Here is a 12068-nt window from a genome sequence, read left to right as displayed (position 1 = left end):
AATTGCTGGTGAAGTCTACCTATAATCAGAACATGCTAACCTTAATTGTACTATGAAACAGTTACAACGTAAAATTACTATTATATTACAAGGACATCCCGCTTGCAGCTGGGAAAGTGCGGGGCTGATGACCTTTTTTCTAAACTTTTTCCACACTTTTTTGGGGCGCATCCCGATTATAGCTGTGAAAGGAGGGAGGAATATGGCAGTCATCGCAACACATGATAATACACGCCTCAGCATTGTTTTTTTCGATGGCACCGATCCGGAGACAGGCAAGGACAAATACAAAACAAAATCTTTTAACAACATCAGGCTTGATGCGACACCGGATGAACTGCATGCATTCGCGGATGCATTAGTACCGCTGCAGCAGCGGGAATTTTACGCAGTGGAAAAGAACGACCACTCCATTCTGCGTCAAGAGTGATTCGACAAAAAAGGAGGAATGATGCATGAAGAAACTGGATCTGCAGTTTTTGAATGAAGAGGGCAAGACAGTGACCATCAGCCTGGAGCTGCCAGTCGAGCCATTCGACGAGGCGGCGATCAATCAGGCAATGGACACTGTCATCGCACAGAATGTCATCTCATCGAGCGGCGGAGCGCTTGTCTCAAAAAAAGCAGCCCGCATCGTCGATCGGACCGTACAGGAAATATTCTGATCCATAAGGAGTGCGTGCTCAGGGAGCTGCACTCCTTTTTTATGAGAAAGGAGGCGTTCCGATGGAACCATGGCTTGCAATCATAAAGGAATTCGGATTCCCGGCCGCTGTGACCTTCTATTTGATGCACCGGATCGAAACCAAACTGAATACGCTGATTGCTTCCATCCATAGTCTGCCGGAGAAGCTGAAGTGAACTGTGTTTAATGATATCGGGACCGCAAATGACTTTACTGACATCCCTCTGGAAAGCAGCGAGTTGCACTGGAAGATTGACGGATGTTGTGCAAGAAAGCAAATAGGCCCTACAATGTAAAAAATGAATATAACTAAAGAGAATCCAGATCCAAGCCTATAATTGATGTAAGAAAATCCTGCCGTTGCTGTGGAAAGGAAGGACCAATGATCCTTAAGGAAAATGATTTCTTTGTTGGTTTGTGGAAGGCCATTCTGGTTTCGGGCCTGTTTTATGCAGGTCTGCTGTCCATGTATTTTCTGTTCACGAGATAATCGTCTGTGCAGAGCGATCAGGTGCTGAAATGACTTATCTGCGGGCGGTACCGTATTAAAAAATGTTCGAAGGATGCCATTGAATCGGCATCCTTTTTTTGCCCTGCAACATTACAAAATCTTCATGTATATTTAACAGCAGCTTCACGGCTGTAAGCTATGATGACAATCATACATATTCTAATGATGGTCGAGGTGGCAGAAATTGAAGCGTTGGAAGAAATGGACAGCCATGTCGCTGGCGGCGGCAAGTTTGACGATACCGGCCGTAGGGCATGCAGAAGACCTGAAAGCCTACAGCCAAGATCAAGGACAAGCACTTCAAGTAGAACAGATTGGCCGCTATGACAGCGGCAGCGGGATTGGAGAAGGCGGTACGGAGATTGTTGCATATGATAGTAAGACAAAACGCGCTTTCTCGGTGAATGGGGCAGCGAGAGCTTTGGATATTTTGGATTTAAATGGATTGAAAGAAGGAAATGAAGAGATTCCGCTGCTTAAGCGTGTTCTGCTGGAATCATTCGGAGTGAGTGCTTCTGATGTAACGAGTGTCGCCATCCATCCGGAAGGGGAGTATATCGCAGTCGCTGTCCCAAGTGAGGCAAAGACCGATCCGGGTCATGTCGTATTGCTCGATACCGATGGGAATAGACTTGCCAGTGTCGAGGTCGGGGCTTTACCTGATATGGTGACCTTCACGCATGATGGGACGAAGGTACTCGTTGCCAATGAAGGGGAGCCTTCGGATGATTACACTGTCAATCCGGAGGGTTCTGTGAGCATCATCGATGTTGCAGATGGATTGGACAACCTGACAGCGGAAACGGCAGAATTCACTGATGACATCGTGGATGAGGATGTACGCAAAGTAAATCCCGATCCGGAAAACTCTTCATATGCGGAAAACTTGGAGCCGGAATACATAACCGTGGATAAGGATGATCGTTTTGCGTATGTTGCCATCCAGGAAAGCAACGCGATTGCAAAGCTGGATTTACAGTCGAATCGTTTCACGACGGTGAAGAGTCTTGGATTTAAAGATTTTTCCCAAGAAGGGATGGAGCTCGACCCATCCAATAAGGATGATGGCATTCAAATCGACAATTGGCCTGTACTCGGCATGTATATGCCGGATGGGATGACAGCCTTCGAATCAGGCGGGAAGACATATATCATCACCGCGAATGAAGGGGATGCCCAGGATTGGGAAGGCTTCTCGGAGGAAGTCCGAGCAGCTGATTTGGCGGCAGAAGACACGTTTGCCTTGAATGCAGATTTGTATGAAGGATATACACAGGAGCAGCTCGATCAGCTAGTGCAAAATGGATTGTTCGAGGATGAGCAGTTAGGCCGTCTGAAGACAAGCATCGCGGCACCGAAAAATGCAGATGGAAAATATGAAGCTGTATACGGCTATGGCGGAAGGAGTTTTTCCATTTGGGATGCAGACTCCTTACAGCAGGTGTACGATAGCGGTGCTGATTTTGAAAAAATAACTGCTGAAGCGATTCCGGAGTATTTCAATACGACAAACGATGAGGACAAGCTTGATAATCGCAGTGACGACAAAGGCCCAGAGCCGGAAACAGTCATCACCGGGGAAGTGGATGGGAAAACATATGCCTTCATCGGTCTGGAGCGGACAGGCGGTATCATGGCTTATGATGTGACCAATCCTGCCAGTCCGGCGTTTTCAACATACTTTACGAGCCGGAATTTCCAAGGAGATGAAGCACCCGTGGATGGTGGCAGCGGGGATGTTGCGCCGGAAGGACTGACATATATCCCGGCTGCCGACAGCCCGACTGGCCAGACGCTGCTGCTGGCGGCACATGAGGTGTCCGGAACGATTGCGGCTTATGCATTGGGGGAGAAGCCGGCAGAACAGCCGGAGCCTGTGCCGGAAGAGGAAACTGCACCACCAGCAGCAGAACCGAATGAGCCGGAACCGGAAGAGCCCGCAGAAGAGGAGGCTGCACCGGTAAATGAAGAAGAAATGCCGCAAGAGCAAGATGAGTCTGAGCGGGAGGCAGAGAAAGCAGAAGAACCGGCAGCTACTGGAACGGATAATACGACAACAGAGCCGGCATCCGATGAAGAGGCAAGCGCGGAGACAGCAGCTTCCGCGAAATCAGATACGGATGATGAAAAAGGTCAGCCATTACCGAATACCAGCACCAATGCATTCAATTGGATGCTGGGCGGGGCAGCGCTCGCTGCTGCTGGTGTCATATTCTTTGGAATCAATAAGATGCGCAAGCGCACATGAGGAAAAGCAGTCACCGAATGGTGGCTGCTTTTTCGTTTCTTAGCTATAGTGTTTTGAAAATGTTAGCAGTATAATGGCTATGTATTCGCTTACAAAGGAGGGAGCACATGGCTGTATTATCATTGATTTTCTTGGAAGTAATTGCGCCTTTATTGATTCTCCTTGCAGTCGGCATCATCCTGCAGCGAAAATTTTCATTACAGCTGGGGACCTTGTCCAAGCTGCTGACGTATTGCTTCCTGCCTGTGAACGGTTTTATCAATATGTATCAAAGCAGTATGCCACTTGCTGTGTTCGGACAAATCATACTCTTTTTGCTGTTGTTCACGACGTTTTCCATTGGTTTCACGGAGATCACAAGCCGGCTGTTCAAGCTTGAACGCGGGGTTGCAGCCACCTATAAGAATAGTGTGGTGCTGATGAACTCCGGAAATTACGGAATCCCTGTCAGTCAGCTCGTTTTCCAGAACAATCCGCTCGGGGTCTCGATCCAGCTGATCGTCATGGTATATCAAAACCTGCTCACCTTTACATACGGTCTTTACAATATGGTGAGTGTAAAAGCACAGGGAAATGCCATTTTGAAGGAACTCATCCGACTGCCGATGATTTATGCCATCATCCTCGGGGTCTTATGTGCGTCATTCCATATAGACATTCCAATCGTGCTGTGGAACCCGATTCAGTCGATCGCGGACGCCTTCCTTGCTGTCGCCTTGATCACACTCGGAGCACAAGTGGCACAAATCAAACTGCAGCGCCCGCATATTGTCCTTTATTTGAGTACGGCAGCCCGGCTTCTGATCGGACCTGCCGCAGCCCTGGGCATCATTTACTTATTGGGATTGGATGGTACGGTGGCGCAGTCGCTGTTCATCGCAAGTTCGTTCCCGACTTCACGGAACAGCTCCATCTTTGCCTTGGAGTATAACAATAATCCGGATTTGGCTGCCCAGACAGTATTGATGACGACCATCCTGAGCAGCATAACCGTCACCATTGTTGTATATCTGGCAGGAATCTTGTTCGGATAAGGATATTTTGATAGCGGAAGATAAAAGTTTTAGGCGGAAAGAGACAATAGGATTAACAGAAATGGGAATGCAGGATCGATAAATAGTATAACTCAGAACGGAAATATAGGTTATACTATTCAAGCTGTGTGAGGCGTTTATTAGGATGCAAACACAGGGGATCTGCCTGGATCTTGGCAGCAAAAGCTGTGACAGGCTTGTTTTGTCTGCTGCCAATGTATTTTCTTACTTAAAAAAGTAACAAAACTATTGAAATTATTTTTGGAAGCGCATACAATGGATGTAATATATTATGCAACGCTGCTTAGGATTTGGGGGAATTGTTTCAGGAGACGATGAGGGGGATTTAGCATGTTAGCTATAATGGGTTTCTTGATGGTCTTTCTATTCATGTATTTGATTATGACAAAAAAGCTATCTGCGTTAATTGCGCTGATGATCATTCCAGCGATTTTCGCTGTACTGACCGGGCATGCCTCTGAATTAGGAGAGATGTCACTCCAAGGCATCACAGACTTGGCACCAACCGGTATCATGCTATTATTCGCGATTCTTTATTTTGGAATCATGATTGATGCAGGTTTATTCGATCCAGTCGTCGGCCGCATTTTGAAAGCGGTCAAAGGGGATCCGACGAAGATCGTCATCGGTACGGCTGCGCTTGCACTTGTCGTATCCTTGGATGGGGATGGGACGACAAGTTATATGATAACGGTTTCTGCGTTCTTCCCGCTGTATCAGCGGCTGAAAATGAATCCGCTCATCCTGCCGGCAATTGCGGTCATGTGTGTGAGCTTGACCAATATGGTGCCATGGGGCGGACCGACTGCGCGTGCTGCGGCTGCCTTGAATGTGGATGTAGGCGATGTGTTCGTTCCGCTAATCCCGACTATGATCGGCGGGGCAATCTGGATATTCTTCACTGCATTCATCCTGGGGCGCCGGGAAAAGAAACGTCTTGGTGTCGTTACATTCGATGATGCAGAACGGCGCACTTTGCAGCAGCAGGCTGCCACGGTCGATGCTTCGCTGAAGCGGCCGAAGCTTCTATGGGTCAACTTTGCACTGACAGTTGTCTTAATGTTCGGTCTAATCAAGGGCATCATGCCGCTGCCGGTATTGTTCATGCTAGCATTTGCCGTTGCCATCACAATCAACTATCCGAACCTGAAGCAGCAGAAGGAACGTATCGCCGATCATGCCGGCAACGTACTCGCCGTCGTTTCCCTCGTATTCGCTGCCGGTATTTTCACGGGTATCCTATCCGGCACCGAGATGGTGGATGCAATGGCATCCAGCCTCATTTCCATCATTCCGGATTCATGGGGACCAGCATTTAGCATCATCGTAGCAGTCACAAGTATTCCCTTTACGTTCTTCATGTCCAATGATGCGTACTATTTCGGGGTTGTACCGATTCTGGCAGAAGCCGCTGCCAACTATGGCTTCTCGGCTGCTGAAATCGCGAGGGCATCCCTGCTTGGGCAGCCTGTCCACTTGCTCAGCCCGCTTGTACCAGCAACCTATTTGCTGGTCGGGATGTCGAAGGTCGACTTCGGGGAATTCCAGCGATTCACGATCCTGTGGGCGACAGGAACTGCATTTGCCGTTATTGCGGTGGCTATCGTAACGGGGATAATATTCTAGGAAATATAAAAATACCGTCCGGAATGGACGGTATTTTAGTGAGAAGCTTTCGCCGGGCCTCTGCCTGCGCCTGCGGCTTGTCAATCGGCCAGTTTTCTTTATACTTTCAGGGATAAAACTTTAACAGAAAGCAGATTCGATGCAGGTAAAGTTTTAAGGAAGAAAGTATAAGAGCAACTAGGCCTCTGTCTGCGCCTGCGGCTTGTCAATCGGCCAGTTTTCTTTATACTTTCGGGGCATAAAACTTTAACAGAAAGCAGATTCGATGCAGGTAAAGTTTTTAGGAAGAAAGTATAAGAACAACTAGGCCTCTGTCTGCGCCTGCGGCTTGGCAGTCGGCCAGTTTTCTTTATACTTTCCAGGGATAAAACTTTAACTGAGGGCAGATTCGACGCAGGTAAAGTTTTAAGGAAGAAAGTATAAGAGCAACTAGGCCTCTGCCTGCGCCTGCGGCTTGTCAATCGGCCAGTTTTCTTTATTTCGCTTTAAAATGTGCCACAGCGCTATAAAAGCGGCGGCCGTTTTCGTCTATATGCATATTGTGAGAGACGTGATGGAGCTCCAGCAGGATTGCTTTGTTGTGCTGGATTTGTTCGTTGATTTTCTTTTCCAAGGTGGCCAAGTCATTTGCTTCGAAGAACTCGACTTTGTCTTTCAGCATTTCCAAATCTAGCATGATTTCGTTCCTTTCTATTACAGCTTTCACCCTATTATATTATGCATGGGATATTTCGGGAAACTGGAATACAGCAGGGAGCAGCTCTGGTTTATTCACAAACAAAGTATCACGTTCGGTATGCTTGTGGCTGATAGGCTCCAAATCCGGGAAGGTCGGCGTGAAATGGAAAATGACCTCGGTAATGCCGTCCTGGGCGATGTAATCTTCTATTTGCTTCCAGACGAGCCGGGTCTGGCTGATCACTTCATATAAGTGCATCGTCTGCCCGATCTTTTTATAAATCAGCAGGGCGGCCGGCTCCAACAGCTCGATGATCTCGATTTCCGGATCATACAATGTGTGGAAGCCGAGGAGATGCTGGGCATCCGATATGTCGAGAATATCCGACTGCGGGCAGCGTTTGCCATAGCGGTCAAGCAGCACGACCATGTCCTGGGGATTGGCAGCAGGCTGAAGCTTGCGATAATCCGGAACAGGACGGAGCTCAGGGGACACTGGAATGGAAAACAAATATTCCTCGACAGCAGTGAAGCCAAGCTTCCCATAGAATCCTTCCATCCCTGGCCGGGAAAACAAATAAATCAAATCGGTCTCATCCTCATATTGCTGGATGACACGCTGCAGCAGCTTGGTAGCCAGGCCTTGATTCTGATAGCCAGGGTCTGTCATGACAGTGCCGATCTGGATTGCCTTCCTTTTCTGTTTGTGGATATGTACTGTGAGCGCGCTTACAGAAACATTTGCAACGATCTGTGCATCGTCTGCGAAGGCATGTGTATGATAGCGCTCATTCCACAGACCGCTTTCATATAATAATTCAAAATCGAAGCCGAAAGTTTTTCTGGCTAATTTATTAAAACTTTTACGTAAATTCTGTTCATGTGCAAATGCAGTTACTGCTTGCAAAGCAGTCATCATGCATCCCCCATTTCTGACAAACTAATCTGGATTTTAAGATTATTAATATTTCTATTTTATAATAATTTTCGTAATTGTACAGTCTGCGCTATCTGTTGACGCAGAAGGAGAAAACTTCCATAGTAGAATAAGAGAGACGAATGAGGTGATAGTTTTGCGATATGGAGCTATTGAAGCTGGCGGTACAAAATTTGTTTGTGCTGTCGGAGATGAGCATGGGAATGTGGAGGAACGAGTCTCCTTCCCTACAGCAAAACCGGAAGAAACAGTCCAGCAGGTGCTCGGCTTCTTCCGTGATAAACAAATCAAAGCGCTGGGTGTCGGTGCTTTTGGACCGGTCGATGTGAAGGAAGACAGTCCTGGCTATGGTATGATCGGCAACACACCGAAGCTGGAGTGGAAAGATTATCCGCTGCTGTCTGAGCTCAAAAGCAGGCTGGGCGTGCCGGTCAAGCTGGATACCGATGTGAATGCAGCTGCTTTAGGGGAGTATATGCACGGGGCGGCAAAAGATGCCGGAAGCTGCTTGTATATCACAGTCGGGACAGGCATCGGGGCCGGAGCCATCGTCAACGGGGAAACGTTGCGGGGCTTTTCGCATCCGGAAATGGGTCATATGCTGATCAGACGGAGTCCGCATGACGCCTACCCGGGGAAATGTCCGTATCATCGTGATTGCTTGGAAGGCCTCGCCGCAGGCCCTGCCATCGAGGCCCGCTGGGGGGAGAAGGCGCAGAAGCTCTATCACCAGGAGGAAGTCTGGCAGATGGAAGCCTTTTATTTGGCGCAGGCAATCATGAACTACACCTTGGTGCTAAGCCCGGAAAAAATCATCATGGGCGGCGGCGTCATGAAGAAGGACGGGCTGCATGGGATGATCCAGCAGGAGCTGGAGCAGCTTATGCATCAATATGTCCCGCTTCCGGATAATTACCTCGTCCCGCCTGGATTACAGGATGACGCGGGTATCGTCGGAGCACTCATGCTGGCAAAAGATGCTCAACGAATGGAGGGATCAGGATGAAGTACTTCGCAGCATTTCTGAAAATGGAGAAGCCGGAATTGAACCAGCAATACCGCCAGGCGCATTTGGATTTCCTGGCCGATATGGATGAGAAGGGGTATATCTTCGCCAGAGGGGCATTTGCTGACGGCGCAGGCGGTCTGGTTATCTATCAAGCGGCGGATGAGGCCGAAGCGAAGCGATTGGCTGAGCAGGATCCATACTTGATCAATGGCGTCCGCAGCTTGGAGCTGCATGAATGGAATAAGGTCTAAACTTTACCATTTCTGTAAGTGAAAGCATGCTATAATTTAATTGATAATATAGGAGAATCGAGGGATATGCTATGAAAGTGCTAGTTACTGGCGGTGCCGGCTATATCGGCTCCCACGCGGTGGCCAGACTCCTGGAAAAAGGACATGAGCCTGTAATCATCGATAATGTGATGACCGGCCATTTGGCAGCGGTCAACAAGGATGCGGTCTTTTATGAAGGGGATCTTCGCGATGCAGCATTTTTGGATGATGTATTTGCGAAGGAAAAAGTCGATGCAGTCGTCCACTTCGCTGCCAGCTCCCTTGTCGGGGAATCAGTCGAGGAGCCGCTGAAGTACTTCGGCAATAACGTCTATGGTATGCAGGTCCTGCTGGAAGCAATGCGCAGGCATGACGTCAAAAAAATCGTCTTCTCTTCCACAGCTGCTACATATGGAGATACGAATGTCGTTCCATTGACGGAGGATTTGGATACGAACCCGGAGAGTCCTTATGGCGAGTCCAAGCTGATGATGGAAAAAATGATGAAATGGTGCGACAAAGCTTACGGTATCAAATTCGTCTCCCTGCGCTACTTCAATGTCGGCGGAGCACATCCGGACGGAAAGATCGGGGAAGATCACAGCCCGGAAACACATTTGATTCCGATCATCCTGCAAACAGCACTCGGACAGCGGGAATATATCACCATCTTCGGCGACGATTATCCGACAGAGGATGGAACATGCATCCGCGACTACATCCATGTCATCGACTTGATCGATGCCCATCTGCTTGCTCTTGAATATCTGGATGATGGCGGCAAGAGTGATATCTTCAACCTCGGCTCCAGCCAAGGCTTCTCTGTCAAAGAGATGATCGACGTTGCCCGCACCGTCACGGGCAAAGAAATCCCGGCCAAAGTCGGTCCGCGCCGAGCTGGCGATCCGGCAGTCCTGATTGCCAGCTCTGATAAGGCGAAGGAAATACTGGGCTGGAATCCAACGCGCACGGATATGAAGGACATCATCGGTGATGCCTGGAGATGGCATCAGAACCGGCCGAATGGTTATGATGCATAAAATGACACAGCAAAGAACTGCCGAATGATTTCGGCAGTTCTTTGTCTTGCACGGAGTCCATCGGCAGTGACTTTATGGAAAAGGGGATATAATATGCATGACATTACAACAATCGAACTCATTTTGGAGGATTTCACAAGTTTCATCATACCTTCTGCATGCATAACAACATTGCAGCTGAGCCACAAAGAGCGTCATCCAAGCAATGACCATGGCGATAAAGTATTAGGCTGGCGTGCAGATGGTGTGGTATTGGGATTGAGCAGTGCAGTCAATGTCCCGACGATCATCCAAGGGAGCAAGGTTGTGATGCCTTTTGACAGAATAAGAAAGTATGAAGATATAACCCATATCCAAATTGACTATATACATGGGAAATCAGATTATATAACTGTGCCATGGCCTGGAGAAAGCGATATAAGCAATGATATACAGCACTCCATTGTGAATCAGGAGAATGGTGATTTAGAGATTGAGATTGGATAGCATTCGACTCTCCTCTCTCCTTATCGTGTATAACGGTAAACCAACACATCTTTATCATAGCGTGTCATCGTTTTCCACACCACCATCCCTATTTTCTCCGCAACCCGGCGGGACGCCATATTATCAGGGAAAATCAATGCAATCACACGCGCTTTATCCAATTGATGAATGGCTGTATCCTTAAACGCTGCAGCAGCCTCGGTGGCAAACCCCTTTCCCCAATGATCCGGAGCGATCCAATACCCGACTTCCAGCTCCATCACACCATCGATTTCCTGCGGGACCAATCCTGCATGGCCGATTTTCTCACCTGTGTCTTTCTCGATCAAAACCTGCAGACCCAAGCGATCATCCCCTTTTGTGTGGGATAAATTCCAGTTGAAAAACAAGCGGGCGCCTTCCTTGGTCCTTGGTCTTCCGTTTCCGATATAACGGACAACCCTCGGGTCGCCTACCAAGCTTTCCAGGAAAGTCATATCGTCCGAGGTATAAGGACGGATGAGCAGTCGTTCGGTTTCATGCATATTTCAGCCTCCTTTTCGTCGTTTCATGCTTAGAAAACATCGATTCAGGTAATAGGTAATATAGTGATATGATAACTATAGCAGTTCATACATAAAAAAGGAGTGAGGAAAGTGGCAGAAGCGACATTATTGATCGATGCGAAGCAAAGTCTGGCAGAAGGACCTTTTTGGCGGGAAGAGACAGAGGAACTGTATTGGGTCGATATCAACGGCAAGGCCATCCATGCTTACAATACGAAGACGAAGGAGCATCGGGAAATCCCGGTCGATCAGAAAGTTGGCGCGGCTATACTCAAGAAGGATGGCGGCATGATCCTGGCAATGGAAAACGGGATTTATGAAACGGATAGCGAACTGAAAGCAAAAGTGCTGCTTCATAGCCCGGAGACTGACAGACCCTCCAACCGCTTCAACGATGGCAAGGCCGATCCATACGGCAGACTTTGGGCAGGAACGATGCCGGAAAAAGGAAGCGGTTATAAAGGGGCTTTTTATCGGATGGAGCTGGATCAGACGCTGACCCGCATCATTGATGGCATCGGGAATTCCAATGGGCTTGCCTGGAGCCCGGATCACAAGTATTTTTATTACATCGATACACCGACAGGCGAGGTGCAATGCTTCGATTACGACGGAGAGAAGGGGGAAATCAGCAATCCGCGCACAGCTGTCTCATTCCAGGATGGAAAACCAGACGGCATGACGATCGATGAAGAAGGCAAGCTATGGATTGCCCATTACGGCGGCTCCAAGGTCTCGCGCTGGAATGCGGAAACAGGCGAGCGGCTGGAAGATATCCATCTGCCGGTCACCCAAGTGACAAGCTGCACCTTCGGCGGCCCGGAACGGAAGACATTATATATCACGACAGCAAGACAGAACCTGACCGAAGAGGACTTGGAAAAGCAGCCCCTTGCTGGCGGCATATTCGTATACGAGACCGATGTTGTCGGAGCACCCAACTATCGATTCGGAAAATAAAAGAACCGGCATCCGC

The 12068-nt window shown here is 48.5% G+C and carries 14 protein-coding genes; 11 read left to right on the top strand and 3 right to left on the bottom strand.

The genetic code is table 11. The features are described from left to right. Positions 1 to 202 precede the first annotated feature (202 nt). The 6 genes from CHH53_RS00290 to CHH53_RS00265 all read left to right on the top strand — a co-directional run bounded on the left by CHH53_RS00290 (position 203) and on the right by CHH53_RS00265 (position 6125). The gene (locus CHH53_RS00290; RefSeq protein ID WP_095214122.1) at positions 203 to 430 is read left to right on the top strand and encodes a DUF1659 domain-containing protein; all 228 of its coding nucleotides are present in this window, start codon (positions 203 to 205) and stop codon (positions 428 to 430) included. 25 nt (positions 431 to 455) lie between these two features. Next, positions 456 to 665, top strand: coding sequence for a DUF2922 domain-containing protein (locus CHH53_RS00285; RefSeq protein WP_095214121.1), 210 nt, complete (start codon positions 456 to 458; stop codon positions 663 to 665). A gap of 61 nt (positions 666 to 726) precedes the next feature. Then, complete coding sequence (locus tag CHH53_RS00280; RefSeq protein WP_095214120.1) at positions 727 to 861, top strand: YvrJ family protein; 135 nt, start codon at positions 727 to 729, stop codon at positions 859 to 861. A gap of 519 nt (positions 862 to 1380) precedes the next feature. Beyond that, a complete protein-coding gene (locus tag CHH53_RS00275; protein WP_095214119.1) occupies positions 1381 to 3444 on the top strand; it encodes a choice-of-anchor I family protein in 2064 nt (687 codons plus the stop codon). Positions 3445 to 3551: 107 nt separating this feature from the next. Then, the gene (locus tag CHH53_RS00270; RefSeq protein WP_095214118.1) at positions 3552 to 4478 is read left to right on the top strand and encodes an AEC family transporter; all 927 of its coding nucleotides are present in this window, start codon (positions 3552 to 3554) and stop codon (positions 4476 to 4478) included. A 351-nt stretch (positions 4479 to 4829) separates the two neighbouring features. After that, complete coding sequence (locus CHH53_RS00265) at positions 4830 to 6125, top strand: CitMHS family transporter (protein WP_095214117.1); 1296 nt, start codon at positions 4830 to 4832, stop codon at positions 6123 to 6125. Between the two features lie 475 nt (positions 6126 to 6600). Here CHH53_RS00265 and CHH53_RS00260 read toward each other — a convergent pair whose 3' ends face one another. After that, positions 6601 to 6801: a DUF2536 family protein gene (locus tag CHH53_RS00260; RefSeq protein WP_095214116.1), complete on the bottom strand. Its 201-nt coding sequence runs from the start codon at positions 6799 to 6801 to the stop codon at positions 6601 to 6603. A 39-nt stretch (positions 6802 to 6840) separates the two neighbouring features. Further along, a complete protein-coding gene (locus CHH53_RS00255) occupies positions 6841 to 7719 on the bottom strand; it encodes a GNAT family N-acetyltransferase (protein WP_158221430.1) in 879 nt (292 codons plus the stop codon). Positions 7720 to 7876: 157 nt separating this feature from the next. Between CHH53_RS00255 and CHH53_RS00250 the strand changes: the two genes are divergently transcribed. The 4 genes from CHH53_RS00250 (at position 7877) to CHH53_RS00235 (ending at position 10547) form a co-directional block, all read left to right on the top strand. Further along, complete coding sequence (locus tag CHH53_RS00250) at positions 7877 to 8746, top strand: ROK family protein (protein WP_095214114.1); 870 nt, start codon at positions 7877 to 7879, stop codon at positions 8744 to 8746. Then, on the top strand, positions 8743 to 9000 hold the full coding sequence (locus CHH53_RS00245; RefSeq protein ID WP_095214113.1) for a YciI family protein: 258 nt from the start codon (positions 8743 to 8745) through the stop codon (positions 8998 to 9000). Before CHH53_RS00250 ends, CHH53_RS00245 begins: the two co-directional genes overlap by 4 nt. A 71-nt stretch (positions 9001 to 9071) precedes the next feature. Then, positions 9072 to 10061 carry a UDP-glucose 4-epimerase GalE gene (gene galE / locus CHH53_RS00240; RefSeq protein ID WP_095214112.1) on the top strand — a complete coding sequence of 330 codons (990 nt, stop codon included), beginning with the start codon at positions 9072 to 9074 and terminating at the stop codon, positions 10059 to 10061. Positions 10062 to 10154: 93 nt separating this feature from the next. Beyond that, complete coding sequence (locus CHH53_RS00235) at positions 10155 to 10547, top strand: hypothetical protein (protein ID WP_095214111.1); 393 nt, start codon at positions 10155 to 10157, stop codon at positions 10545 to 10547. Positions 10548 to 10567: 20 nt separating this feature from the next. On the opposite strand, the gene CHH53_RS00230 is transcribed toward CHH53_RS00235, so the two are convergent. Further along, positions 10568 to 11071: a GNAT family N-acetyltransferase gene (locus tag CHH53_RS00230; RefSeq protein WP_095214110.1), complete on the bottom strand. Its 504-nt coding sequence runs from the start codon at positions 11069 to 11071 to the stop codon at positions 10568 to 10570. A 111-nt stretch (positions 11072 to 11182) separates the two neighbouring features. Here CHH53_RS00230 and CHH53_RS00225 point away from each other — a divergent pair, with 111 nt between their 5' ends. Next, a complete protein-coding gene (locus CHH53_RS00225) occupies positions 11183 to 12052 on the top strand; it encodes an SMP-30/gluconolactonase/LRE family protein (RefSeq protein ID WP_095214109.1) in 870 nt (289 codons plus the stop codon). Positions 12053 to 12068: the final 16 nt, after the last annotated feature.

Origin of the sequence: Terribacillus sp. 7520-G, from assembly GCF_002271665.1 — a bacterium.
In the GTDB taxonomy this organism is placed as follows: Bacteria; Bacillota; Bacilli; order Bacillales; family Amphibacillaceae; genus Terribacillus.
This window is presented reverse-complemented; position numbering and strand designations above follow the sequence as displayed.

Bases quoted from the DNA above. Each gene is read 5' to 3' on its own strand.
- CHH53_RS00290 (WP_095214122.1), top strand. From the start codon at position 203: ATGGCAGTCATCGCAACACATGATAATACACGCCTCAGCATTGTTTTT.
- CHH53_RS00285 (WP_095214121.1), top strand. From the start codon at position 456: ATGAAGAAACTGGATCTGCAGTTTTTGAATGAAGAGGGCAAGACAGTG.
- CHH53_RS00280 (WP_095214120.1), top strand. From the start codon at position 727: ATGGAACCATGGCTTGCAATCATAAAGGAATTCGGATTCCCGGCCGCT.
- CHH53_RS00270 (WP_095214118.1), top strand. From the start codon at position 3,552: ATGGCTGTATTATCATTGATTTTCTTGGAAGTAATTGCGCCTTTATTG.
- CHH53_RS00265 (WP_095214117.1), top strand. From the start codon at position 4,830: ATGTTAGCTATAATGGGTTTCTTGATGGTCTTTCTATTCATGTATTTG.
- CHH53_RS00260 (WP_095214116.1), bottom strand. From the start codon at position 6,801: ATGCTAGATTTGGAAATGCTGAAAGACAAAGTCGAGTTCTTCGAAGCA.
- CHH53_RS00255 (WP_158221430.1), bottom strand. From the start codon at position 7,719: ATGACTGCTTTGCAAGCAGTAACTGCATTTGCACATGAACAGAATTTA.
- CHH53_RS00245 (WP_095214113.1), top strand. From the start codon at position 8,743: ATGAAGTACTTCGCAGCATTTCTGAAAATGGAGAAGCCGGAATTGAAC.
- galE (WP_095214112.1), top strand. From the start codon at position 9,072: ATGAAAGTGCTAGTTACTGGCGGTGCCGGCTATATCGGCTCCCACGCG.
- CHH53_RS00235 (WP_095214111.1), top strand. From the start codon at position 10,155: ATGCATGACATTACAACAATCGAACTCATTTTGGAGGATTTCACAAGT.
- CHH53_RS00230 (WP_095214110.1), bottom strand. From the start codon at position 11,071: ATGCATGAAACCGAACGACTGCTCATCCGTCCTTATACCTCGGACGAT.